General features: G+C 62.2%; 24 protein-coding genes. 15 read left to right on the forward strand and 9 right to left on the reverse strand.

The window, feature by feature from the left end; translation table 11 throughout:
* Positions 1–22: 22 nt before the first annotated feature.
* The 4 genes from lptA to raiA all read left to right on the forward strand — a co-directional run bounded on the left by lptA (position 23) and on the right by raiA (position 3,539).
* Positions 23–649 carry a lipopolysaccharide transport periplasmic protein LptA gene (gene lptA / locus JOD78_RS27310; RefSeq protein WP_121045786.1) on the forward strand — a complete coding sequence of 209 codons (627 nt, stop codon included), beginning with the start codon at positions 23–25 and terminating at the stop codon, positions 647–649.
* A gap of 2 nt (positions 650–651) precedes the next feature.
* Positions 652–1,395 (forward strand): LPS export ABC transporter ATP-binding protein, encoded by a 744-nt coding sequence (lptB, locus tag JOD78_RS27315; RefSeq protein ID WP_209569253.1) that lies wholly within the window; start codon positions 652–654, stop codon positions 1,393–1,395.
* 138 nt (positions 1,396–1,533) lie between these two features.
* Positions 1,534–3,024 (forward strand): RNA polymerase factor sigma-54, encoded by a 1,491-nt coding sequence (locus JOD78_RS27320; protein WP_121045784.1) that lies wholly within the window; start codon positions 1,534–1,536, stop codon positions 3,022–3,024.
* A gap of 152 nt (positions 3,025–3,176) precedes the next feature.
* A complete protein-coding gene (gene raiA / locus JOD78_RS27325) occupies positions 3,177–3,539 on the forward strand; it encodes a ribosome-associated translation inhibitor RaiA (protein WP_034331451.1) in 363 nt (120 codons plus the stop codon).
* 62 nt (positions 3,540–3,601) lie between these two features.
* Here the strand turns inward: raiA and JOD78_RS27330 are convergent, their stop codons facing one another.
* Positions 3,602–3,748 (reverse strand): hypothetical protein, encoded by a 147-nt coding sequence (locus JOD78_RS27330; protein ID WP_158601291.1) that lies wholly within the window; start codon positions 3,746–3,748, stop codon positions 3,602–3,604.
* A 161-nt stretch (positions 3,749–3,909) separates the two neighbouring features.
* Here JOD78_RS27330 and grxD point away from each other — a divergent pair, with 161 nt between their 5' ends.
* Together grxD and JOD78_RS27340 are read left to right on the forward strand one after the other, a co-directional pair.
* Entirely contained in the window at positions 3,910–4,221 is a 312-nt protein-coding gene (gene grxD / locus JOD78_RS27335) for a Grx4 family monothiol glutaredoxin (RefSeq protein WP_039784040.1), read from the forward strand.
* A gap of 22 nt (positions 4,222–4,243) precedes the next feature.
* The gene (locus JOD78_RS27340) at positions 4,244–4,846 is read left to right on the forward strand and encodes a UbiX family flavin prenyltransferase (protein ID WP_121045783.1); all 603 of its coding nucleotides are present in this window, start codon (positions 4,244–4,246) and stop codon (positions 4,844–4,846) included.
* A gap of 86 nt (positions 4,847–4,932) precedes the next feature.
* On the opposite strand, the gene JOD78_RS27345 is transcribed toward JOD78_RS27340, so the two are convergent.
* Both JOD78_RS27345 and mdeB read right to left on the reverse strand, forming a co-directional pair.
* Positions 4,933–5,691 (reverse strand): SDR family oxidoreductase, encoded by a 759-nt coding sequence (locus JOD78_RS27345; protein ID WP_121045782.1) that lies wholly within the window; start codon positions 5,689–5,691, stop codon positions 4,933–4,935.
* Positions 5,692–5,852: 161 nt separating this feature from the next.
* Entirely contained in the window at positions 5,853–8,534 is a 2,682-nt protein-coding gene (gene mdeB / locus JOD78_RS27350) for an alpha-ketoglutarate dehydrogenase (protein WP_121045781.1), read from the reverse strand.
* A gap of 307 nt (positions 8,535–8,841) precedes the next feature.
* Between mdeB and JOD78_RS27355 the strand changes: the two genes are divergently transcribed.
* Positions 8,842–9,321, forward strand: a complete 480-nt coding sequence (locus JOD78_RS27355) for an Lrp/AsnC family transcriptional regulator (protein WP_006461679.1) — start codon at positions 8,842–8,844, stop codon at positions 9,319–9,321.
* 101 nt (positions 9,322–9,422) lie between these two features.
* On the opposite strand, the gene JOD78_RS27360 is transcribed toward JOD78_RS27355, so the two are convergent.
* Entirely contained in the window at positions 9,423–9,944 is a 522-nt protein-coding gene (locus tag JOD78_RS27360; RefSeq protein ID WP_121045780.1) for a response regulator, read from the reverse strand.
* Positions 9,945–10,180: 236 nt separating this feature from the next.
* Between JOD78_RS27360 and JOD78_RS27365 the strand changes: the two genes are divergently transcribed.
* Positions 10,181–10,612 (forward strand): hypothetical protein, encoded by a 432-nt coding sequence (locus tag JOD78_RS27365; protein WP_134134428.1) that lies wholly within the window; start codon positions 10,181–10,183, stop codon positions 10,610–10,612.
* 26 nt (positions 10,613–10,638) lie between these two features.
* On the opposite strand, the gene JOD78_RS27370 is transcribed toward JOD78_RS27365, so the two are convergent.
* A complete protein-coding gene (locus JOD78_RS27370) occupies positions 10,639–11,517 on the reverse strand; it encodes an AraC family transcriptional regulator (protein ID WP_134134430.1) in 879 nt (292 codons plus the stop codon).
* A 145-nt stretch (positions 11,518–11,662) separates the two neighbouring features.
* Between JOD78_RS27370 and JOD78_RS27375 the strand changes: the two genes are divergently transcribed.
* Positions 11,663–12,523, forward strand: a complete 861-nt coding sequence (locus JOD78_RS27375) for a CPBP family intramembrane glutamic endopeptidase (RefSeq protein ID WP_245202322.1) — start codon at positions 11,663–11,665, stop codon at positions 12,521–12,523.
* A gap of 12 nt (positions 12,524–12,535) precedes the next feature.
* On the opposite strand, the gene JOD78_RS27380 is transcribed toward JOD78_RS27375, so the two are convergent.
* A complete protein-coding gene (locus JOD78_RS27380; protein WP_245202323.1) occupies positions 12,536–13,153 on the reverse strand; it encodes a pyridoxamine 5'-phosphate oxidase family protein in 618 nt (205 codons plus the stop codon).
* A gap of 177 nt (positions 13,154–13,330) precedes the next feature.
* Between JOD78_RS27380 and JOD78_RS27385 the strand changes: the two genes are divergently transcribed.
* Positions 13,331–13,651, forward strand: coding sequence for a hypothetical protein (locus JOD78_RS27385; RefSeq protein ID WP_209569255.1), 321 nt, complete (start codon positions 13,331–13,333; stop codon positions 13,649–13,651).
* A gap of 55 nt (positions 13,652–13,706) precedes the next feature.
* Here JOD78_RS27385 and JOD78_RS27390 read toward each other — a convergent pair whose 3' ends face one another.
* Entirely contained in the window at positions 13,707–14,873 is a 1,167-nt protein-coding gene (locus JOD78_RS27390; RefSeq protein WP_134134432.1) for a 4-hydroxybenzoate 3-monooxygenase, read from the reverse strand.
* Positions 14,874–15,092: 219 nt separating this feature from the next.
* Here JOD78_RS27390 and JOD78_RS27395 point away from each other — a divergent pair, with 219 nt between their 5' ends.
* On the forward strand, positions 15,093–16,004 hold the full coding sequence (locus JOD78_RS27395; protein ID WP_121045774.1) for a helix-turn-helix domain-containing protein: 912 nt from the start codon (positions 15,093–15,095) through the stop codon (positions 16,002–16,004).
* Between the two features lie 75 nt (positions 16,005–16,079).
* Here JOD78_RS27395 and JOD78_RS27400 read toward each other — a convergent pair whose 3' ends face one another.
* Positions 16,080–16,877 carry an IclR family transcriptional regulator C-terminal domain-containing protein gene (locus tag JOD78_RS27400; RefSeq protein WP_121045773.1) on the reverse strand — a complete coding sequence of 266 codons (798 nt, stop codon included), beginning with the start codon at positions 16,875–16,877 and terminating at the stop codon, positions 16,080–16,082.
* Between the two features lie 250 nt (positions 16,878–17,127).
* Between JOD78_RS27400 and pcaH the strand changes: the two genes are divergently transcribed.
* The 4 genes from pcaH to pcaD all read left to right on the forward strand — a co-directional run bounded on the left by pcaH (position 17,128) and on the right by pcaD (position 21,135).
* Positions 17,128–17,820: a protocatechuate 3,4-dioxygenase subunit beta gene (pcaH, locus tag JOD78_RS27405; RefSeq protein WP_034336159.1), complete on the forward strand. Its 693-nt coding sequence runs from the start codon at positions 17,128–17,130 to the stop codon at positions 17,818–17,820.
* Positions 17,821–17,839: 19 nt separating this feature from the next.
* Positions 17,840–18,352 carry a protocatechuate 3,4-dioxygenase gene (locus JOD78_RS27410; protein ID WP_209569256.1) on the forward strand — a complete coding sequence of 171 codons (513 nt, stop codon included), beginning with the start codon at positions 17,840–17,842 and terminating at the stop codon, positions 18,350–18,352.
* A 100-nt stretch (positions 18,353–18,452) separates the two neighbouring features.
* A complete protein-coding gene (pcaB, locus tag JOD78_RS27415; RefSeq protein WP_209569258.1) occupies positions 18,453–19,820 on the forward strand; it encodes a 3-carboxy-cis,cis-muconate cycloisomerase in 1,368 nt (455 codons plus the stop codon).
* A 52-nt stretch (positions 19,821–19,872) separates the two neighbouring features.
* Entirely contained in the window at positions 19,873–21,135 is a 1,263-nt protein-coding gene (gene pcaD, locus JOD78_RS27420) for a 3-oxoadipate enol-lactonase (RefSeq protein WP_121045771.1), read from the forward strand.
* Between the two features lie 352 nt (positions 21,136–21,487).
* Here the strand turns inward: pcaD and JOD78_RS27425 are convergent, their stop codons facing one another.
* Complete coding sequence (locus tag JOD78_RS27425) at positions 21,488–22,105, reverse strand: hypothetical protein (RefSeq protein WP_209569260.1); 618 nt, start codon at positions 22,103–22,105, stop codon at positions 21,488–21,490.
* Between the last annotated feature and the right edge of the window lie 213 nt (positions 22,106–22,318).

Below are 22,318 nucleotides of genomic sequence, written 5' to 3' on the forward strand. Positions count from 1 at the left end.
GAACCGATCAGACAGGAACCCAATGAAACGCTCATTCTTACTGCCGATGCTGATGCTGGCTGCCGTGTGCGGCGTGGCCAACGCCGAGAAGGCGGACTCCACCAAGCCGACCAACATCGAGGCAGACCAGATGGTCTACGATGACGTGCGCCAGGTGAAGACCTTTACCGGCAACGTGGTCATGACCCGCGGCACGCTGATCATCAAGGCCGGCCGCGTGGTATTGACGACCGACCAGTACGGTTATGAAAATGCGGTGCTGTATGCGGCCCCGGGCGCGCTGGCCAACTTCCGCCAGAAGCGTGACGGCGGTCCCAACCTGTGGATCGAAGGCCAGGCCGAGCGCATCGAGTATTCGGAGCAGACCGAAATCTCCAAGCTGTTCCAGCGCGCGCACATCCAGCGCATGGACGGCGATCGCATCACCGATGAAGTCAACGGCGAATTCATCTCCTATGACAGCCGCGCCGAATTCTATTCCGTGAACAACACCGCCACCGGCGAGAGCAAGCCGGGCGCAGGCCGCATCACTGCGGTGATCCAGCCCAAGAATCCGCCGCCGGCAGGCAGCACCGCGCCGGCCCAGCCCGCGGGCAAGAACAACGCTGCGCAGCCTGCAACGCGTCGCGACAGCGGAAAGGACCAGTGACAATGATAGCCAGCTCGCTGGTCGTTCGCGGCCTGAAGAAAAGTTATGGCGCGCGCCAGGTGGTGCGCGATGTCTCGATGGAATTGCGCAGCGGCGAGGTGGTCGGCCTGCTCGGCCCGAATGGTGCCGGCAAGACCACTTCGTTCTACATGATCGTGGGGCTGGTGCCCTCCGATGGTGGCGAGATCGACCTCGATGGCGCGTCCATTTCGCGCATGCCGATCCACAAGCGTGCCACCATGGGCTTGTCCTACCTGCCGCAGGAAGCGTCGGTATTCCGCAAGCTGACGGTGGAAGACAATATCCGCGCCGTGCTGGAACTGCGCCAGGAAGAGGGCAAGCCGCTCTCGCGCGATGAAATCGAAGGCCGCCTCAACAACCTGCTGCACGAACTGCAGATCGAGAAGCTGCGCGAAAGCCAGGCGCTGTCGCTCTCGGGCGGTGAACGCCGGCGCGTCGAGATCGCCCGCGCACTGGCCACCGATCCGCGCTTCGTGCTGCTGGATGAACCGTTCGCCGGTATCGACCCGATTGCCGTGATCGAGATCCAGCGCATCGTGCGCTTCCTGAAGGAACGCGGCATCGGCGTGCTGATCACCGACCACAACGTGCGCGAAACGCTGGGCATCTGTGATCGCGCCTACATCATCAACCAGGGCACGGTGCTGGCCAGCGGCAATCCGGAAGAGATCATCGCCAACGAGTCGGTGCGCCGCGTGTATCTGGGCGAGCATTTCCGCATGTAAGCGGTGCAGTCGGCTTGCCCGATACGCTTGAAGAAATACAGAGTGCACATCACGTAATACGCAACAAGCAATACGCAATACGCAATACGCAACGACCGGCAGAGCAACCAGCGGGCCACGCCGCTTTCAGAAAGACAGATGAAACAGTCGCTCCAGTTACGTACCTCGCAGCACCTCGCATTGACGCCGCAACTGCAGCAGTCGATCAGACTGTTGCAACTGTCGACGCTGGAACTGCACCAGGAACTGGAACAGATCCTCTCCGATAATCCCCTGCTGGAACGCCTCGACGACGCGCTCGACAATTCGGTACGTCTGCTGGCCGATGGCGCGGTCTCCAGTTCGCCCTCCAGCGGCGTTGCCGAAACCAGTCACGAAGGCAGCGGCGAAGCGGCCCCGGCCGCCAGCGATGGCGATTCCAGCTTCGACTACCAGGACAACGCGCCGGAAGCCGGTGTCACGGGGGATGCCGACTGGAGCTTCGACGACGTCGCGCGCAGCGGCAAGTCGCCAGACGATGATGATGCCCGCCCGCAACTCGAAGCGCACGAACTGACCCTGCGCGAACACCTGCTGGAACAGATCCGCGTGACCGCACGCACCCTGCGTGATCGTGCGCTGCTGGAACTGCTCACCGATGCGCTGGACGAGAGCGGCTATCTGGAAGAGCCGCTGGAAGACATCCACGCGCGCCTGCCCGAAGAGCTGGGCATCGACATGGAAGAGCTGTCGATTTCGCTCAAGCTGCTGCAGAGCCTGGACCCGGCGGGTGTCGGTGCGCGCAGTGCCGGCGAATGCCTGGCCCTGCAGATCCGCCGCCTGCCCAAGATTCCCTTCGTGACGCGCAAGCTGGCGCTGAGGATCGTGGAGGATTACCTGCCGCTGTTTGCCCAGCGCGATTTCAACAAGATCAAGAAGGCACTGGATTGCGATGACGAAGACCTGCGTGAAGCGCAGGCCGTGATCCGCCAGTGCCGTCCGCATCCGGGTGCGGAATTCGCGCGTGATGCCTCGGACTATGTGGTGCCGGACGTGATTGTCAAGCAGACAAAGAACGGCTGGCAGGTCATGCTCAACCATGAGGTCATGCCCAAGCTGCGCGTCAATGCGATGTATGCCAGTGCATTGAAGCAAGCCAAGGGAGAAGGTTCGCTGTCGTCGCAGTTGCAGGAAGCCAAGTGGCTCATCAAGAACATGCGGCAACGTTTCGATACAATTTTGCGCGTCGCGCAGGCTATTGTGGAACGTCAAAGAAACTTCTTTTCACATGGGGCAGTGGCCATGCGCCCCCTTGTGCTGCGTGAAATTGCTGATACACTGGGTCTACACGAGAGCACCATCTCTCGCGTGACGACTCAGAAATACATGCTCACTCCGCATGGAATGTTTGAGTTGAAATACTTCTTCGGTAGCCATGTCGCGACTGAAACCGGAGGTGAAGCTTCCTCCACCGCGATACGGGCGCTGATCAAACAGTTGATAGGAGCCGAGAACCCGCAGACCCCATTATCCGATAGCAAGATTGCGGATATGCTGGCAGAACAAGGCATGGTGGTCGCGCGACGCACAGTCGCCAAATACCGCGAAGTGTTGAAGATTCCGCCGGTCAATCTCCGCAAGTCCCTCTGAGTTTTTCCTCAGTTTTTCTGCAGTACCGTTGCTGTGTTCAGGCAAGCATCCTACTGATGCCCGCGCCATCCGACACGAAGACCGTGCCCGTGGTACAGCTGCAGCAGGATCGATTGCACGAACCTCCAGTGACTTCACGATAGGAGTCTTGTATGAATCTGACCATCAGTGGACACCACCTCGAACTGACCCCCGCCATCCGGGAATACGTGCAAAGCAAGCTCTCGCGTATCAAGCGCCATTTCGACAACGTGATCGACGTCAGCGTGATCCTGAGCGTAGATAAACTCACAGAAAAGGAAAAGCGCCAAAAAGCGGAAATCAACGTCCACATCAAGGGGAAGGATCTACATGCGGAAAGCATCGCACACGACCTCTACGCTGCCATTGACACGCTGATCGACAAGCTCGATCGCCAGGTCATCAAGCACAAGGACAAGTTGCAGGAGCATCACTCCATGGCCAAGCGCCTGCCGGACGAAACGCCGGAGGATGCGGTGGCCGGAGCGGCATAAGCCAGGACACCCTCGGCAAGCTGCCTCGCAGCCGCAAGGCTGCTGAGAAAGCCAGCCGGATTTCATGAGGAAGGGGCGCGCAAGCGCCCTTTTTCATTTCCGGCCGCCGAACTGGCCAAGCCTGTGGAAAAGATATAAATCATTGCGTAAAGCAACTTTTCCACCGCCGCTGCTGACGATGAGGCAAGGGACGGCTTGAATGTCTTCACGGCACCCTCATCTTCAACACAAGAATTTGCATACGATATAAATAATTTCCTCGATGCAATTTTTTGCCCGTTCAGACAGGCCACCCGCATGCAGGCGATTTCAACGCGCCCGCCGGCTTTTCCCTATAATGTCGGGCAATCCCATTTTTAAAGGCACAGCCATGAGCGACGTCCAATCCTGGATCAAAGAAACCGTGACCCAAAACCCCGTGGTGCTGTTCATGAAGGGCACTGCACAGTTCCCCCAATGCGGCTTTTCCGGCAAGGCCATCCAGCTGCTGAAGGCCAGCGGTGCCGAGAACATCGTCACCGTCAACGTGCTGGAAAGCCCGGACGTGCGCCAGGGCATCAAGGAATACTCGAACTGGCCGACCATTCCCCAGCTGTACGTGAAGGGCGAATTCGTCGGCGGCTCCGACATCATGACCGAGATGTACGAGTCCGGCGAACTGCAGACCCTGATCAAGGGCTGAGTTTTACTTGCCTGACTGACTCATGAGCAGTTCTTCCAGCCAGCCGCGCCAGCGCCTGATCGTTGCGATCACCGGTGCCACCGGTGCCATCTATGGCGTGCGGCTGCTGGAGCATCTGCGCAAGCATGGCCAGGTGGAAACGCACCTGATGGTGTCCGAAGCTGGCGTGCTCAATCTGCACCAGGAACTGGACATGCGGCGCAAGGATGTGGAAGCGCTGGCCGATGTGGTGCACAACGTGCGCGATGTCGGCGCCTGCATCGCCAGCGGCTCGTTCGCCTCCACCGGCATGGTGGTGGCGCCCTGTTCGATGAAGACCCTGGCCGCCGTAGCGCATGGACTGTCCGACAACCTCATCACCCGCGCTGCGGATGTGGTCCTGAAAGAACGCCGCCGGCTGGTGCTGATGGTGCGCGAGACCCCGTTCAATCTGGCCCATCTGCGCAACATGACATCCGTCACCGAAATGGGCGGCGTGATCTTCCCGCCCCTGCCCGGCTTCTACCAGCGCCCTGCTTCCATGGAAGAGATGGTGGACCACACGCTGGGACGCGTACTGGACATGTTCGGGATTTCCATGCAGTTGACGCCGGAGTGGCAGGGCATGAAGGGCGGCACAGAGTGATGCGCTAGCCTTTATTACGTTCGTGCAAAAAAATGGCCGCAGCTCATCACTGCGGCCATTTCTTCATCTGGCGAATATAAACCGGCTCACCCCCGCCCGATATACGGCATCTTGGTCGCCATCACCGTCATGAACTGCACATTGGCCTCCAGCGGCAGGCTGTCCATGTAGAGGATGGCACGGGCCACGTGTTCGGCATCCATGGTCGGCTCGACCTTGGTCGAGCCATCAGCCTGCAGCGTGCCCTTCTTCATGAGCGTAGTCATGTCGGTGGACGCATTGCCGATATCGATCTGCCCGCAGGCGATGTCATAGGCGCGGCCATCGAGCGAGGTGGCCTTGGTCAGCCCCGTGATGGCGTGCTTGGTGGCGGTATAGGAGGCCGAGAACGGGCGCGGTGCATGCGCCGAGATCGAGCCGTTGTTGATGATGCGCCCGCCGCGCGGCGACTGATCCTTCATGATGCGGAAGGCTTCTTGCGTGCAGAGGAAAACGCCGGTCAGGTTGATGTCCACCGCCGCCTTCCACTGCTCCACGCTCAGTTCTTCCAGCGACACCGGCGGCGCAAAGATGCCGGCATTGTTGAAGAGCAGGTCCAGCCGTCCGAAACGCTCGCGGGTCCTGGCGAAGAGCTGCTTCACCGAGGCCGGATCGGTCACGTCGGCCGCCACCACCAGCGCGTTGGCACCATGTTCGCCGGCCAGCTTGACGGTCTCTTCCAGCGCATCCTGGCGGCGTCCGGCCAGGGCGACGCCATAGCCTTCGCGCAGCAGCGCGAGGGTGATCTGCCGGCCGATGCCGGAACCTGCGCCGGTCACCAGCGCGATACGTTTGGGTGCAGCCATCGTGTGTACTCCTCACTCACTGTAGGTCATGGACGATGCGCATCACGGAGCCATAAAAAAACCGCCCGTGATGCACGGGCGGTTTCACTATAGCAAACACGGCGGCGGGCCAGATGAGAGATTTTCAATCCGGCTGGCCACCGTTCATCTATCGCTCCACTTCATACCGAGGACGACAAGGGCTTGTTCGTATCGATACCCAATGTACGCGCTGCTTCTTCAAGCCGCGCACGTTCATCGCCCCATACTTCACACAAGGCCGTATAGGCAATCCAGCGCGCATCGATCTCGAAGAAGTCCCGCAAATTCACCCGCGTATCACTGCGGCCAAACCCGTCCGTCCCCAGCGTCACATAGGGTGCCGGCACGAAGGCGCGAATGCTCTCGGGCAAGGTACGGATGTAATCGCTGACCGCAATCACGGGCGCCACACTGCCCTGCAATTGCGCTGTGACATAGGGCTGGCCATCGCTGCCCGACAAGCGCTGTGCGCGTTGTGCCGCCACGCCATCCCGCGCCAGTTCGGTATAGCTGGTCACGCTCCACACCTCGGCCTCGATCTGCCAGTGCTGCTGCAGCAGCGCAGCCGCCGCCACGGCTTCCTTGAGGATGGGGCCGGAACCCAGCAGCCGCACTGGCGCCCCGGGCTTGCGGCCGAGACAGTACATGCCGCGCAGGATGCCCTCCTGCACGCCGTCCGGAAGACTGGGCTGGGCCTCGTTCTCGTTGGTGACGGTGATGTAGTAGAAGACGTCATCGCCGCGTTCCATCATGCGCCGCATACCCTCATCCAGGATCACCGCCAGCTCATAGGCATAGGCCGGATCATAGGACACACAGTTGGGAATCGATGCGGCCGTCACCAGACTGTTGCCGTCCTGGTGCTGCAGTCCTTCGCCGCCCAAGGTCGTGCGGCCGGAGGTGGCACCGATCAGGAAGCCGCGCGCACGCTGGTCCGCCGCCGCCCAGATCAGGTCGCCGATGCGCTGGAAACCGAACATCGAGTAGTAGATGTAGAACGGCAGCATCGGCGTGCCATGCACCGAATACGCGGTGGCCGCTGCCGTCCACGAGGAAATCGCTCCCGCCTCGGTGATGCCCTCTTCCAGAATCTGGCCATCCTTGGCCTCGCGATAGTAGAGGATGGAACCGATATCCTCCGGCTCATACAACTGCCCCTGCGAAGAATAGATGCCGACCTGGCGGAACAGGTTGGCCATGCCGAAGGTGCGCGCCTCATCGGCCACGATGGGCACCACATACTGGCCGAAGTCCTTGTCCTTCAACAGGTTGCCGAGCTGGCGTACCAGCGCCATGGTGGACGACATTTCCTTGCCGTCGGCTTCCAGCGCGAACCTGCTGTGCGCCTCCAGCGGCGGCACGGTGCGCCGTGCATCGCCCGCATGGCGGCGCGGCAGGTAGCCGCCCAGTGCGGCACGGCGTGCATGCAGGTGCTTCATCTCCGGGCTGTCATCAGCCGGCTTGTAGAAAGCCAGCTCACGGCATTGCTCATCGCTCAGCGGCAGTTTGAATCGGTCACGGAATTGCAGCAGGCTTTCTTCATCGAGCTTCTTCTGCTGGTGCGTGGTCATCTTGCCCTCGCCCGCCGCGCCCATGCCGTACCCCTTCTTGGTCTGCGCCAGGATCACCGTGGGCTGGCCGCGATGGCTGGCCGCTGCCTGATAGGCCGAGAAGATCTTCTTCATGTCGTGGCCGCCACGGCGCAGGCGATTGATTTCCTCATCGGTGAGGGTGGCACCAATGGCACGCGTGCCCGGTGTCTGGCCGAAGAAATGCTGGCGATTGAACGCGCCATCATTGGCGGCGAAGGTCTGCAATTGCCCATCCACCGTGCGGTTCAGCGCATCGACCAGTTCGCCGTCCTTGTCACGCGCAAACAGGCCATCCCAGTCCGAGCCCCACAGCAGCTTGATGACGTTCCAGCCGGCACCGGCAAACAGCGTTTCCAGTTCATCGACGATGTGGCCATTGCCGCGCACCGGACCATCGAGCCGCTGCAGGTTGCAGTTGACCACGAAGATCAGATTGTCCAGCTTCTCGCGCGAGGCCAGCGAGAGTGCGGCCAGCGATTCGGGCTCATCCATCTCGCCATCGCCGAACACGCCCCACACCTTGCGTCCCTGATCCTGCAGCAGGCCGCGATGCTCCATGTAGCGCAGGAAGCGCGCCTGGTAGATGGCATTGATGGGACCGATGCCCATGGAGCCGGTCGGGAACTGCCAGAAATGCGGCATCAGCCAGGGATGCGGATAGGACGACAGTCCCTGCCGTCCCGCGCGCTTGGCCTCGATCTCGCGGCGATAGTAGGCCAGGTCTTCTTCGCTCAATGCACCTTCAAGAAACGCGCGCGCGTAGATACCCGGCGCGGAGTGCGGCTGGAAGTAGACCACGTCACCGGCAAACTGCGCATCGCGCGCACGGAAGAAATGATTGAAGCCGACCTCGAACAAGTCCGCCGCCGAGGCAAAGCTGGCGATGTGCCCGCCCAGCTCACCGTAGGCGCGATTGGCGCGTACCACCATGGCCAGCGCATTCCAGCGCATGATGCTGGCGATGCGTTCCTCGATGGCCTGCGCGTCCGACCCGCCGGGAAAAGGCGGTTCCTGTTCAGGCCGGATGGTGTTGACGTAGGGCGTATTGCGCGCATCGCGCCAGTTCACGCCCCATTGCTGGGCCGCCGCCGACAGCCGCGAGAGCAGAAAGCGCGCGCGTTCCGGGCCGGCTTCGGCCAGCACGCTCTGCAGCGCTTGCAGCCACTCTTGGGTTTCCTGGGCATCGAGGTCGATATCCTTGGGGATATCGCTGTCACTGGGGCGGGACATGTCCACTTCCTGTTCTCCTGTCTGGGCGCGCCGGGCCGCTCGCCTGCAGTCAGCACAAAACATGCCGGCACTGCAATCGCTGCTATGCAAAGAGACAAAAAGCCGGTAAAACACAGGCCGCGCCATCCGTCTCCCCGCGCCCGACGCCTTTTCGGTCTTGTTGTCGTTGAGGGCTAGCTGTGTGATGGAACCACCGGCTTACGATACGCCGGATGCCCCGGCATGAGTCACTTAAAATTGCAAGTTGCCGTACAATATTCAGCATCCAGTGCTGCGAAACTGAAACTGACAGAATTAAATTTCGATAATGGAACTCGATACCACCGATTTGCGCATCCTGAACATCCTGCAGGAGAACAGTTCGATCAGCAATCTGGAGCTGGCCAGCCGCATCAACCTCTCGCCCTCGCCGACTCTGGCCCGGGTGAAGCGCCTGGAAACCGAAGGCATCATCTCGCGCTATGTGGCGCTGGCCGATCCGCACCTGCTGGGCCTGAAGGTGAACGTGTTCGTCAAGGTGATCCTGGAGCGCCAGGGTGCCGAAGCACTGGCCCAGTTCGAAACGGCCGTGAGTGCCTTCGATGAAGTCATGGAAGTCTACCTGATGACCGGAGACGAGGATTATCTGCTGCGCATCGTGGTGCCGGACCTGCTGACGCTGGAGCACTTCATCGTCGACCACCTGACCAAGATCCCCGGCATCAAGAACATCCGCTCCAGCTTTGCGCTCAAGCAGATCAAGTACAAGACCGCCCTGCCCACGCCCAAGATCAAGACGCGGCGCTGAGCTGAGCTGAGCTGAGCGCGAAATCGCGCCTGCGCTGCCATGGCGGAAAAAAGGGCCTTGCGGCCCTTTGTTTGTTTTTACGCCAAGCTGCTGCACGCAGTTCAGTGTGAGCGCCCGCCTTGCGGAGAGCCATCTTCCTGGCGCCGCTGCGGATGCCCGGGCAGACCGGCCAGCGCATCGCGCATCACGTCTGCGGACAACGGTGCCGCGGCCTCGCTGACATCACACCAGCGCTCCACCATCTCCACCACACACTGCGCATAGTGTTCGCCATCGACCGGCTTGGGCAGGTATTCGGTCGCGCCGGCGGCCAGCGCCTCGCGCTCGCCCTCGGTCTCGTAGGAAGGGAAGACCACCACCGGCGCTTCAGCCAGATGCTTGCTGGCGCGCAACTCGCGCAGCAGCTGCAGGCCCTCGCCGCATTCCATGTCGGACTCCAGCAGGATCAGGCTGGGTGCAATGTCATCGCCCTGGCGGCGTCCCTGCAGCAGGCAGCGACGCGCCGTGGCCAGGTCAGGACACGCACGGAAGGCGCAATGCAAGCCGGCACGCCACAAGGCGAAGCGCGCCAGTTCAGCGGCCTCCTGGCTGGGGTCGATCATGATGATGCTGGGAAAGCTCATGCTGCGGGGGACAGTCCTGTAAGAAGTGCACAAGCCACGGGATGGCTACAGCAAACGTTTTACAGGAGTGATGACCACTGCGGCATCGGGAAATTCCTGACCGCCGCCAATCTGCTGGCTGACGCGCCGTCAGGATTTCCCCGATCGCCAGCCCCGCACAGGATGGCTACAGTGACAACCTCAATGATCCGCTCCACCCGGATCCGCCCATCTCCGCACCAAGGAAGCCCCCGCCGATGCTGCCGTTTGCCAAAGTCCGAGTCCCTGTCCCCACTGCCTTGCTGGGCAAGGTCGAGCTGTATGTCAGCAGCTGCACCCGCATCATCACCGGGCGTTCCGATGCCATGCAGGACTGGGCGAGCCTCAACGCCAGTCCGCGCAAGGTACTGGAGTGGTTCGCCACGGCAGGTTTCGCAGCCAGCGGAGAAGCAGCGGCGCTGGCACCTTTCCAGCCGTGCGCTGCGCGCCTGGCCAGCCTGGACCAGCTCAAGCATCGCGTCCGCCCCGCGCTGGCGATCCCGCGCTTCTGGCAGCTCGACGGCAGCAACTATGGCTTCGATGCCAGCCCGCACCTGTCCTATTGGCTCGCTGTGAACGAAGCTTCCTTCGTCCCGCTGCTGGTGCCCACGCACCAGATGGCACACTTTTCGCGCGCTCTGGTGGCGTGAAGTTTCTTCCCGTTTTTTGAGCGGCCCTATTTCAAGGGCAGGTAGATATCCGTCAGCAGCTCGCCCGGCGGCGTATCGGGCAGCAGGTTGAGGTAGTGGAAGTACAGCGGGAAATCCCGCAGTTCCTCGCCGCTCTCCGGCAGCCACTGGCGATACAGCGGATAGATGCTCTCGCCCAGCCGGTCATGCGCGCCCGCATGCCGTACGCGCGCGCAGCGCCCGCCGGGAATCAGGAAGGCTTCCACGCCTTGCGGATTGTCCGGCACGTCCCCTTCCACCTCGCCGCAGATGCCGAAGCGGAATTGCTCCGGGGGCGTGGTATCGGGATTGTCCCAGGCCAGACCAAAGGTGCGACAGCGGTCCACCGGTGACAGGCCCGTGGCCTTGCGCCAGTCGATGAACTGCCCGACGGTGCCATTGAGCTGATTGACGGGACCGCGATGCGTAAGCATGGCGATGCGGATGGATTCGACGTTGACGATCTCGGCTTGCACGTCCACTTTCCTTTCAGGGATGCGGAAGACGAAACGCTCGTTCCAGGAGGGCCAGTCGGGTGTGCGCCGGAACTGCGAGGGCGACTGGCCGAAGGCACTCCTGAAAGCGCGCGTAAACGATTCCGGATTTTCGAAACCGGCTTCGAGGGCGATGTCGATGATGCGCCGCTGCGGCTGGAAGGCCAGTTGCAGGCTGGCATGCTTCAGGCGCATCAGCAGGATGTAACGCGCCACCCCGACGCCGGTGAAATCGGCAAATTGCCGCTGGAAATGGAACCGCGAAAAATGCGCGACGGCCGCCAGCTGCTCCATCTCCAGGGGCGTATGGAGATACGCCTCGATATGGTCGAGCACGCGCTCGAATCGGGCTTGATAGCGGGCCTGGCTGCTGGTTTTGCGGTCGTCGTTCATCGGTTCCTCGGTTCACGGGACGTACTGTGCAAGAAAGCGCGCCACAAATCCTGACCGAAATTGCGCATCGTCATCAGAACCTCTGGCAGTCTCGATGGCCGTCATGTTAAAACACGGGCTTCGTCGCGTTCCGCCTTTTTATCCGATGCCTTCCGCTCTCCTCTTGATGCTGGCGATCTGCAGCATCTGGTTGCCCGCCCTGCCCTTGCCTGCTGGTCGACCCCTCGCGCCCTGGCTGCCGCTGCTGGGGCTGGCCCTCGCGCTGGGACTGCATGACGGCCAGCTCGATGCCATCGCCGTCCCGGGCATCGTCCTGTTGGGGTTCGCTGCCCGGGGCACGACCCATGCGCCACACGCATGGCAACGCCGCAGTCTGCTGGCGTTCACGCTGTTGCTCGCGCTGCTGCTGGCCTTGCATCGCTGGCCCGGTTTCCACAATGTGCTGGTGATCCCGTCAGCGGCCATCACTGCGGATGCGCGGCCCTACATGCTGTTCGCCAATCTCGACAAAGGGAGTGCCGGACTGCTGTTGCTGGCGCTGCTGGCCCCACGCTGCCATGCGTGGCGGGAATGGCGCGAGAGCATCGCCAGGACGCTGCTGCCGGGCCTCGCGACGATCGTGCTGGTGATGGGCGTGGGCTGGTTCACAGGTCTGGTCAAGCCGGCACTGAAGTGGCCTGTCTTCACGGTGGAGTTCCTGGCCATCAACCTGCTGTTGACCGTGGTGGCCGAGGAAGCCTTCTTCCGCGGCGTGATCCAGCAGCGTCTGCAATCCGCCTTGCAGGGGATGCGTGGCGGTAGCGGACTGGCGCTGATGGCGTCGGCATTGCTCTTCGGAGCCGCGCATTTCGGGGGCGGCATGACCTATGCGGCGATTGCCGGGCTGGCCGGCCTCGGCTATGCGTGGGTGTTCCAGCGCAGCGGACGGATCGAGGCACCGATCCTGCTGCATTTCACGCTCAATGCGGTGCACTTCCTCGCGTTCACCTATCCGGCGCTGGCCTGAGTCGCGCTCGCCTCACGGCGCGATCCACTGCCCCTGCCATTGATCCTGCCCGCGCGCGAAGCGGGCACGGCGATGCTGGTCCGGCGTCAGGTCCAGCCATTCGATGCGCTCCAGCCGCACTTCCACCAGCGCAAAATTCTCGACACCATCGCTGCTGACGTGCGGCTGCACGTGAGCGTCTTCCGGTTGCACAACAGGCGTGCCGGGGGCATGCGGCGTCTTGTACAGGATCAGCGTGTGTGGCCGGGCCCCCGTCCACATGGCGCGCACGCGGGCCGCATCCTGCACCACCTGAGCCACGCCGTTGACGCGCAGTTGCAGATGGCGCTCGAGGTCCACCGCCAGCATGGCCACCCGCCCGTCGGCCCGAATCTCGGCCAGTTTGGGAGAGCGCAGATCGGTGTGAAAGCACAGCGACCCGGCAGTCGCATCGGCCTCGCGCAGGACAATGGAACGCAACTGGGGCGTGCCATCCAGGCCCAGCGTGGCCAGTTGCCAGATGGTAAACGGCGAGCGCGTCGGGCTGGCACCGCGACGCAGTTCGTCCCAGATCAGGGAGTGGAGCTCAGGCAAGTTCAGGTTGAAGTTCATCGCGCCATTGTAGGGCCTGGCGCATGCAATCGATTTCATGGCAGCGCGAATCGCGCGTCAATCGCGGGACGACATGTTCGTGTCAGGCCGGCGTCAGTGCATTGTCAGAGCGCTGTGCCACCATGAATCTGCACCTGCATCACCCATCGCAGTCCGGATCGCAGTCCATCGCAGCACGTCAGCCCCGCAGCACGGCGGGAACACACGGAGCCTCGCATGAAACTCTCCTGGTCGCTCAAACAGATTGTCCTGCCCGCACCTCTTGATGCCGGGCAAGTCCGGCTCCAATTCCACGCACGCTCCTTGCGCCTGCAAGCTCACGCACGGACCTGGCTCATCCTGCTGGCCTGCGCCCTGCTGTCGGCACTGGCGCGCGCACTGGGCATGGGCTATCCCGGCAACATCGTCGCTACCTGGGCCGGTGGCTGTTGCTATGCCCGGGCCGCGCTCTACCTTGTGCGCGGCCATTGCCGCCGCCTGCTTGCCCGCCGGCGCAATGAGGGGGCCGAGGCTGGCGATCTCACGCTCTCCCAATGACAACGCCCGCGTGCGCGGGCGTCATCGTTGCTTGCTGACAGCGGGCGGCGGTGAATCAGAATGCGCCGACGTAGTTCTCCGCCAGTGCCGTCGAGAGGGCGCGCGAGTTGACCACGTTCTCCAGTTCGGCGCGCTGGATCTGGCGCTGGAAGGGCGAGGCATCGTCGAAGGTATGCAGCATGCTGGTCATCCACCACGAGAAATATTCGGCACGCCAGATGCGCTTCAGGGCTTGCTCGGTGTAGGACGCGAGACCTTCCTCGCTGGCACTGCGATAGAAATCCTCGATGCCCTGGGCCAGGCGTTTCACGTCACCCACCGCCAGGTTCAAACCCTTCGCGCCAGTGGGCGGCACGATGTGCGCGGCATCACCGGCCAGGAACAGGCGGCCATGCTGCATCGGCGTAGAGACGAAACTGCGCATGCCGATGATGCCCTTCTGGAAGATCTTGCCTTCCTTGACGCGCCAGCCATCGCCGTTTTCCAGGCGGGTATGGAATTCATTCCAGATGCGGTCATCGCTCCAGTTGTCCACGCTGTCCTTGGGATCGCACTGGAAGTACATGCGCTGCACCGTTGGCGAACGGGTACTGATGAGCACGAAGCCGCGATCATGCTGGGCATAGATCAGTTCGTCCGAGGACGGCGGCGCTTCCACCAGCACGCCGAACCAGCCGAAGGGATAGATGCGCTGGTAATCCTGGCGCTTGCTCTCTGGAATGGCCGGACGCGAGACGCCATGGAAGCCGTCGCAACCGGCGATGAAATCCGCCTCCAGCGTATGCTGCTCGCCCTCGTGCATGAAGCGCACGCGCGGCTTGCTGGTCTCGACGCCTTCGATGCTGGTGCCGCTCACACCGAACAGCAATTGCCCTTGCGCGGCCAGGCGTGCGGCCACCAGGTCCTTGATCACTTCGTGCTGGGCATAGACGGTGATGGCCTTGCCGGTCAGTTCGGTGAGGTCGATGCGATGGCGGCGGCCACCGAAGGCCAGCTCGATGCCGTGATGCAGCGCGCCTTCGCGCTTCATGCGCTCGCCCACGCCAGTCTCGTTGAGGATGTCCATGGTGCCTTGTTCCAGCACGCCGGCACGGATGGTGGATTCGATATCTTCGCGGGTGCGGGTTTCCAGCACGACCGATTCGATGCCCTTGAGGTGCAGCAGGTGGGACAGCAACAAACCGGCCGGGCCGGCGCCGATGATGGCGACTTGGGTACGCATGATGGAGGTCTCCGTGTAAAGGTCAGGCACCGTTTTCGTTCCCGGCACGCAATGGCGCGAGCCGAAGCGGGTGGCAGTTGATCTGTTCTTGTTCTTGGTGTGAGAAGAATCTTAGACGGTGGTGTTCTGATAAAAAATGGATGATCCCGCCAATTACTTGTACTATTTTTACAGAGCACAACCATGCCGCCCCCTCGCAACGCACAGGATGGAGACCCTATGCCCTTGCCCCGCAGCAAACCGCGCACCAGCGATGTACCGCAATTTTCCTTGTACGGCGAGGCTTCCCGGCCGGAAGATGCGGAGCCGGTGCACATCGAACTGATCGAGACGCGCAGCCGCGTGCATGACTGGCATATTGCACCGCACACCCATGCCGGACTTTTTCAGGTACTTTTTTTAATGTCCGGACACGTCAGTGCCTTGATGGAGGAAGAGGTCTGGGAAGTCGATGGTCCGGTGGTCATCACCATCCATCCGTCCCTGGTACATGGTTTCGATTTCTCGGAACAGGCCGTGGGATTCGTGCTGACGGTGGATCCGCACGTGGTGTTTTCGGCCGGCGGCAGCGAGGGGCACGGCGAATTGTTTTCGCCCTTGTTCCTGCGCCCGATGGCCATCGAACTGGGGCGCGTACCGGAATTGCGCGAGCGCATGGAGACGCTGCTGCGTCTGTTGATTGCCGAATCGGCCGCGCCGCGCACCGGCCACACGCTGATGCTGGAATGGCTGGCGCGCAGCGTCATGCTGTTGCTGGTGCGGCTGGAAGCGGATCATCGCTCGGCGGAATTGTCCGGACGCGGCGACTTTGAATTGTTCAGCCGTTTTCGCGCACTGGTGGAGCAGCATTTCAAGGAGCAATGGCAGGTGGCGGTCTATGCCGACAAGCTGCGCATCACGCCCAGCCGCCTCAATCGCCTGTGCCTGAAGCTGGCCGGGCATTCGGCCTTCGACCTGGCGCAGCAGCGATTGATCCTGGAGGCTTGCCGCAAGCTGACCTATGTGCCCTCAGGCATTTCGACGATTGCCTATGAACTGGGCTTTCAGGATCCGGCGTATTTCAGCCGGCTCTTCAAGCGGCACATGGGACTGACGCCCAAGGAATATCGGCGCACGCATGTGGAAGAATAAATGTGCCGGTGTGCCGTTTTCGACGTTGGCGCAAAAACGAAAATCCGTGCGCCATCTTCGAAAGTCAGCCACGCCTCACAATAGCGCTCCCAGCTCCACCTGAATCTTCAGCATGGCCGGCAGGCAGCGTTCCACCATGTCTTCCAGTTTCATGCGGGCCGCATGCACGCTGATGTTCATCGCCGCCACCACCTCGCCACGGAAGTTGCGCACCGGCACGGCCATGGTGCGCAAGCCCAGTTCCAGTTCCTGGTCCACCAGCGCATAACCCTGTGCGCGGGCGCGCGCGATTTCCAGTCCCAATCGTTCGACGTCGGTGATGGTATGGGCCGTGATGGCCTCCGGCTGGGCACGCGCGAGAATGGCATCGAGCTGCGCCGGTGGCAGATTGGCCAGCAGGATGCGCCCATTGGCGGTGCAGTAGGCCGGCACACGCGTACCCGGCTGCAAGGTGGTCGATACCAGTTGCCCCGCGCTCACCGCCGCCACGCATACCAGCTGGTCATGATCAAGCACCCCGCAGGAGGCCGCCTCGCCCAGCGAATACGCCAGCCGGTACAGCAGCGGCTGCACGATGCGCGGCAGCCGCGCCGAATGCAGGTAGGACTGGCCCAGCCGCAGCACCAAGGGCGTGAGCGAGAAGGTCTTGTTGTCGTGCCGCATGTAGCCCAGGTGCGTGAGCGTGATGAGATAGCGGCGCGCGGCAGCGCGGGTCAGGCCCGTCAGTTGCGCCACCTCGGCGATGGTCAGGCGCGAGCGCTCCTGGTCAAACGCTTCGATCACCTGCAGGCCCTTTTCCAGACCGGCGACCAGGTCACGCTTGAGAGGACCGTCTGCGCCCTCCTCCACTTCTTCGATGTGTTCTTGCTGCATGTTTCCCTGCCCTGTGGATAAAACAAGCTGATGCGCACCGTCTTCCGTTCGCTGCAGAAAATCGGCCATTTGTGCGATTCTCGCACAAAGCGGGCGCAGGGCGGATATGCTGCGCTGCGTTGGCCTTGAGAGCGGGGATCGGCTTGCCTACTATCTGTCCACACCCAAGCACGGCGCGCCATTCGCCCATTCCGGCAGGCAAGGAATCCGAAGACGACGCCGCATTCACCCCGTCGACTGAGGAGACCTCATGCAATTCGATGCCATCGAACCCGGTGTCTATCCGGAACTGATCTATCCCCCGTACAAGTCCACCGCCAAGCGCGGCCCCACGCAAGCCCCGCTGCGCGTGCGCGACGAGACCGCCACCGGCACCAACCTGTTCGCCTCGCCCAAGCTGATCCTGCCGCACGACATGGACCTGACCGCGCAAGGCAAGGGCGAACCGCTGGGCGAGAAGATCGTCGTCACCGGCCGGGTGCTCGATGAAGATGGCAAGCCGGTGCGCAATTCGCTGCTGGAAGTCTGGCAGTGCAATGCCGCCGGCCGCTACTTCCACAAGAAGGACCAGCACGATGCGCCGCTGGACCCGAACTTCACCGGCTTCGGCAAGATGCTCACCGATGACAATGGCCGCTATCGCTTCGTCTCCATCAAGCCCGGCCCGTATCCCTGGGGCAATCACCACAAGGCCTGGCGTCCGGCGCACATCCACTTCTCGCTGTTCGGCAACGTCTATGCGCAGCGCCTGGTGACGCAGATGTATTTCCCCAATGATCCGCTGTTCGCCTATGACCCGATCTTCCAGAGCATCCCTGACGAAGCCGCCCGCCAGCGCCTGATTTCGCGCTTCTCGCTGGAGGAGACGGTGGACGACAAGATGCTGGGCTATGAATTCGACATCGTCCTGCGCGGCCGCAACGCCACGCCCATGGGCATCTGAACACAAGGCAGGAGACCACATGAGCAACATCACCACTTCGCAAACCATCGGCCCCTTCCCGCACGAAGCCTGGGCCTGGGCCGTGGAACTGACTTCGCGCGTGGAAAGCAGCGCGCCGCAGGTCAAGATCAAGGGCGCCATCATCGATGGCGACGGCGTCCCCGTCAACGACGCCTGGGCCGAAGCCTGGCTGCCGGGCAGCGCTGCGGCAGAAACTTCACATGCCATTCCCGGATATCGCCGCGTGCCCACCAATGAAGAGGGCGGGTTCACTTTTTCGATTTCGCAGCCGCAGGCGCCGGCCGGCAAGCCGGTGGCTTATGTGACCGTGTTTGCACGCGGGCTGGTCAAGCACCAGTTCACGGCCGTCTTCCTGGAAGATGATCCGGCGTTGGCGCAATCGGCCCTGCTGGAGCAGGTCCCGGCTGACCGCCGCCACACCCTGATCGCCCGCAAGCAAGCCGATGGCAGCTACCTGTGGAATATTCACATGCAGGGCGCGAGCGAGACGGTATTCTTCGACTACACCTGAACGCCCGTTACGGCGTGACGCGCGAGGGGATCCGCAGGCTTTGGCCTGCCGGATCCCGTTTGCGTTGGATCGCGCCGGACGGGCAAGCAATGGAGACTTCATGAGCGTTTCGATCTTCGACAGCTTCCTCACCACATCCGACATGATTGCGGTGTTCGACGACCAGGCGGTGGTGCAAGCCATGCTGCGTTTCGAGCAAGTCCTGGCCGAGGCCGAAGCCGCCGAGGGCATCATCCCCGAGGCCGCTGCGCGTGCCATCGCCAGCGTATGCCGCGCCCCGCTCTACGACATCAACGCGCTCATCGTCGCCGGCCGCCGTGCCGGTGCGCTGGCCATTCCGCTGGTCAAGGAATTGCAGCGCACGGTCGCCCTCTACAGCGAGGAAGCCGCCACCCACGTGCACTGGGGCAGTACCAGCCAGGACGTGCTGGATACGGCCATGGTACTGGTTACGCGTGAGGCCCTGCGGCTGGTCGATGGAGAACTGGGCCAGCTGGCGCATCGCCTGCTGGACTTGTCGCAATCCCATCTGGATACGCCGGTGCTGGCGCGCACGCTGATGCAACCGGCGCAAGTCACCAGCCTGGGCTTGAAGTTCTGCAACTGGGCCGCCCCCCTGCTGCGCTCGCGCGCGCAACTGCAGGCGCTGGCCGAACGCGCCCTGCAGCTGCAACTGGGCGGCGCAGTAGGCACGCTGGCCGTACTCGGTGAGAAGGGGCCGGCCGTGGCCGCACGGATGGCTGCGGCGCTCGGCTTGAAGACACCCGATGCGGCGTGGCATACCCAGCGCGACGAATGGATACGGCTGGGTACCGAGATGGCCGTGCTGGCGGGCAGCCTGGGCAAGATCGCGACTGACCTGTCGCTGATGGCGCAGGGTGAAATTGCCGAACTGGCCGAGCCTTCCGGCAATGGCCGGGGCGGATCATCGGCGATGCCGCACAAGCGCAATCCGGTGTCGTCCATGATCGCCCTGGCTGCCGCCACCCGTGCGCCGCAACAGGCCGCTGCGCTGCTGGGGGCGATGTCGCAGCAACACGAACGCGGGCTGGGCAACTGGCAGGCCGAACTGGCCGAATGGCCGGGCTTGTTCCTGGGCGTGCACGGGGCCTTGCGTGCGCTCAATGATGCGTTTGCCGCACTGGTCATTGACGAGGCGCGCATGTTGCGCAATATCGATGCGCTGCAGGGATTGGTGTTTGCCGAATCCGCATCAATTGCACTGGCGGGCGTGATCGGCCGTCCGCGTGCGCACAGTCTGCTGGAGCAGCTCACGCGCAAGGCCGTGGCCGATGGCGCGCAACTGGTCGATGTGCTGGTCGATGCCGTACAGGCCGATGCGCAGCTGGGCAAGGAGATCGACCTGGCCATGTTGCGCGGGCTGTTCGATCCGGTGCAGGCGACGCGGCCTGCGCGCTGCATTGCTGAAGGGCAGCTTGAACATTTGCGCACGATGCTGGCGCGCTGAACCACTGATTTCTCCACCATCCTCCACATCACGAGACAAAAGAGAACACCTCATGAGCTACGATCCGCTGGACCATGATTTCGAGCGCGGCATGCGCAATCGCCGCAGTGTGCTGGGCGACCAATGGGTTGACCGTTCGGTGGCCAACGCCACCAATTTCAATGCCGATTTCCAGAACCTGATCACGCGCTTTGCCTGGAATGAAATCTGGGGCCGTCCCGGGCTGGACCACAAGACCCGGCGCATCATCGTGCTGGCCATCACCATTGCGCTGGGACGCTGGGAAGAATTTGAACTGCACGTGCGCGCCGGGCTGACTGCCGATCCGGCTACGCGGTTGACGCCGGATGAGATGAAGGAAGTGATGATCCAGGCTTCGGTTTATGCGGGTGTGCCGGCGGGCAATACGGCGTTCACGCATGCGCAGAAAATCTTGCGTGAAGTAGGCGAGCAGATCGGTTACGCGGTGGTGCCGCAGGCGCCTGCTGCCAGCGTGCATCCGGGGGTGGGGCGTGAGGGGCGTACCTCGTCTTCACCGGCGCTGCATTACACCTTGCGGGAGCCGCGCAATGGCAAGGCGCCGCGGCATACGGTGGTGTTGTCGCATGCGCTTGGGACCGACCTGATGATGTGGGACGGACTGGCCAATCTGCTGGCGGCCGATTGCCGGGTGATCGCTTACGATCATCGCGGGCATGGCAGTTCGGAGAAGGTCGACGGGCTCTACAGCATGGCGGACCTGGCTGATGATGCTGCGCGCTTGTTGCGGGAGCTGGATACGGGGCCGGTGGTGTGGGTGGGCTTGTCCATGGGGGGCATGGTCGGGCAGGAGCTGGCCTTGCGCCATCCGGGACTGGTGCGGGCACTGGTGCTGGCCAACACTACCTCCGCCTATCCGGAGGCGGCGCGCGAGGTTTGGCAGCAGCGGATTGCTACCGTGCGGGACCAAGGGATCGAGGTTATTGCGGATGCGGTCATGGGGCGGTATTTCCATGAGGGGTTCCGTGCTGCTCAGGCGGCTACCGTGGCGCGCTATCGGCAGCGGCTGGTCACTACCGATGCGGTGGGGTATGCGGGGTGCTGTCATGCTGTCGGGACTGTTGATACTTCGTCCCGGTTGGGGGCCATTCTTGTCCCTACGCTGGTGATCGCAGGAGAGCTGGATCAGGGGACGCCGGTTGCCATGGCTCAGGCATTGGTGGACGGTATCGCTGGCTCTCGGCTTGAGGTCATTGCCGATGCCTCTCATGTCAGTGCTGTTGAGCAGCCTGTTGCGTTTGCTGAATTGGTTCTTGGGTTTATCGGCGGGCTTTGATGGTGTTAGGTTTTTGGGCGTAGTCTGCACGGAATTTCTTCCTGCGCTCTAGCTTAATTCTTATCTCTCTCCGGTCGGGAGAACGCGCCGGGGGCGGCCCGGCAGCCGCTCACTTTTCTTGTCTCGCCAAGAAAAGTAAGCAAAAGAAGGCGACCGCAACTCCGCCGCCCTCCTTCGGAGGGTCCCCGCTTCAGTACCCAATAAAACGGGAAAAATAAAGTCGCTTCGCTCCGGTTATTTTTCTGATCCGTTTTATTGGGTACTGAAGCGGCGGCGCAGATGCGGACAGCCTGCCCGGCTCGCCTTCGGCATCGCGACGGACACTGCTCGCCTTCGGCTTCGGACTTTCTCGCTATAGTCCTTCGAGCGCCCTCTCCAAATTCTTTCTCGCTGTTGCCTCATAGCGGTCGAAAAAGTTCTTCGTTCGGTATATCCACGGACGATTCAAGAACCCTTGCAGAATCTTCTTCCGCTCTTGCATGAACAACGCTAGCGGAACATAGTCGTATTCCGCACGAATCTGCCGTTCGTATTCTTCAAAACGATCCGGTGGAGCGGCCAATATCGACAAGTCCACATCCACCAATAACGACGCGTCACCCTCCACGCTGGGCTGATGATGCCGGGTTGCCATCACCAGTGCATGCACGCGCTGCGCAATCTCTTCCGATGCGCCCGCATCCACCAGACAACGCCGAGCCCAAGCCGCGCTCTTCTCTTCGTTGTCATGACGTTTGACGTCGTAGATGACGTCATGAAACCAGAGTGCCAGCTCAACTTCGCCAGGGTGGGAGGACTCGGTGTGCAACTCTTCCCACTTTGCAAAGCATTCATCGAGGTGCTGAAGGGTGTGATAGTGGCGATGGGGTTCGCGGTAGTGTGAGAGGACCGAGTCAAACAAGTGCGTATCGGGGCAAACCAGACCCAATTTTTTCCAGGTGAGATCCCAGCGTTGGGTGGTCAGGGTCATGATTGGGTCTTTCGAAAAGAGGGGAGGAAAGATTATCTGTCGATATCCATCTCAATGCGAGAGAAGCATACCAACCCCGACCAAAGCCGAAGGCGAGTAGGAGACGAGGCGAGGCCGCAGGCGAGCCCGTGGGGGTTGCCGTCCCCATAGAGCCAGCCGTCGCAGCGGAGCGAAAAGTGGATCAGAAGGATAGTGGGAGCGAAGCGACTCTAT

Source organism: Herbaspirillum sp. 1130 (assembly GCF_017833835.1).
In the GTDB taxonomy this organism is placed as follows: Bacteria; Pseudomonadota; Gammaproteobacteria; order Burkholderiales; family Burkholderiaceae_D; genus Herbaspirillum; species Herbaspirillum huttiense.

Excerpts from the sequence above, each read along its gene's own strand:
- lptA (WP_121045786.1), top strand. The coding sequence starts at position 23 with ATGAAACGCTCATTCTTACTGCCGATGCTGATGCTGGCTGCCGTGTGC.
- lptB (WP_209569253.1), top strand. The coding sequence starts at position 652 with ATGATAGCCAGCTCGCTGGTCGTTCGCGGCCTGAAGAAAAGTTATGGC.
- JOD78_RS27320 (WP_121045784.1), top strand. The coding sequence starts at position 1,534 with ATGAAACAGTCGCTCCAGTTACGTACCTCGCAGCACCTCGCATTGACG.
- raiA (WP_034331451.1), top strand. The coding sequence starts at position 3,177 with ATGAATCTGACCATCAGTGGACACCACCTCGAACTGACCCCCGCCATC.
- grxD (WP_039784040.1), top strand. The coding sequence starts at position 3,910 with ATGAGCGACGTCCAATCCTGGATCAAAGAAACCGTGACCCAAAACCCC.
- JOD78_RS27340 (WP_121045783.1), top strand. The coding sequence starts at position 4,244 with ATGAGCAGTTCTTCCAGCCAGCCGCGCCAGCGCCTGATCGTTGCGATC.
- JOD78_RS27345 (WP_121045782.1), bottom strand. The coding sequence starts at position 5,691 with ATGGCTGCACCCAAACGTATCGCGCTGGTGACCGGCGCAGGTTCCGGC.
- mdeB (WP_121045781.1), bottom strand. The coding sequence starts at position 8,534 with ATGTCCCGCCCCAGTGACAGCGATATCCCCAAGGATATCGACCTCGAT.
- JOD78_RS27355 (WP_006461679.1), top strand. The coding sequence starts at position 8,842 with ATGGAACTCGATACCACCGATTTGCGCATCCTGAACATCCTGCAGGAG.
- JOD78_RS27360 (WP_121045780.1), bottom strand. The coding sequence starts at position 9,944 with ATGAGCTTTCCCAGCATCATCATGATCGACCCCAGCCAGGAGGCCGCT.
- JOD78_RS27365 (WP_134134428.1), top strand. The coding sequence starts at position 10,181 with ATGCTGCCGTTTGCCAAAGTCCGAGTCCCTGTCCCCACTGCCTTGCTG.
- JOD78_RS27370 (WP_134134430.1), bottom strand. The coding sequence starts at position 11,517 with ATGAACGACGACCGCAAAACCAGCAGCCAGGCCCGCTATCAAGCCCGA.
- JOD78_RS27375 (WP_245202322.1), top strand. The coding sequence starts at position 11,663 with ATGCCTTCCGCTCTCCTCTTGATGCTGGCGATCTGCAGCATCTGGTTG.
- JOD78_RS27380 (WP_245202323.1), bottom strand. The coding sequence starts at position 13,153 with ATGAAATCGATTGCATGCGCCAGGCCCTACAATGGCGCGATGAACTTC.
- JOD78_RS27385 (WP_209569255.1), top strand. The coding sequence starts at position 13,331 with ATGAAACTCTCCTGGTCGCTCAAACAGATTGTCCTGCCCGCACCTCTT.
- JOD78_RS27390 (WP_134134432.1), bottom strand. The coding sequence starts at position 14,873 with ATGCGTACCCAAGTCGCCATCATCGGCGCCGGCCCGGCCGGTTTGTTG.
- JOD78_RS27395 (WP_121045774.1), top strand. The coding sequence starts at position 15,093 with ATGCCCTTGCCCCGCAGCAAACCGCGCACCAGCGATGTACCGCAATTT.
- JOD78_RS27400 (WP_121045773.1), bottom strand. The coding sequence starts at position 16,877 with ATGCAGCAAGAACACATCGAAGAAGTGGAGGAGGGCGCAGACGGTCCT.
- pcaH (WP_034336159.1), top strand. The coding sequence starts at position 17,128 with ATGCAATTCGATGCCATCGAACCCGGTGTCTATCCGGAACTGATCTAT.
- JOD78_RS27410 (WP_209569256.1), top strand. The coding sequence starts at position 17,840 with ATGAGCAACATCACCACTTCGCAAACCATCGGCCCCTTCCCGCACGAA.
- pcaB (WP_209569258.1), top strand. The coding sequence starts at position 18,453 with ATGAGCGTTTCGATCTTCGACAGCTTCCTCACCACATCCGACATGATT.
- pcaD (WP_121045771.1), top strand. The coding sequence starts at position 19,873 with ATGAGCTACGATCCGCTGGACCATGATTTCGAGCGCGGCATGCGCAAT.
- JOD78_RS27425 (WP_209569260.1), bottom strand. The coding sequence starts at position 22,105 with ATGACCCTGACCACCCAACGCTGGGATCTCACCTGGAAAAAATTGGGT.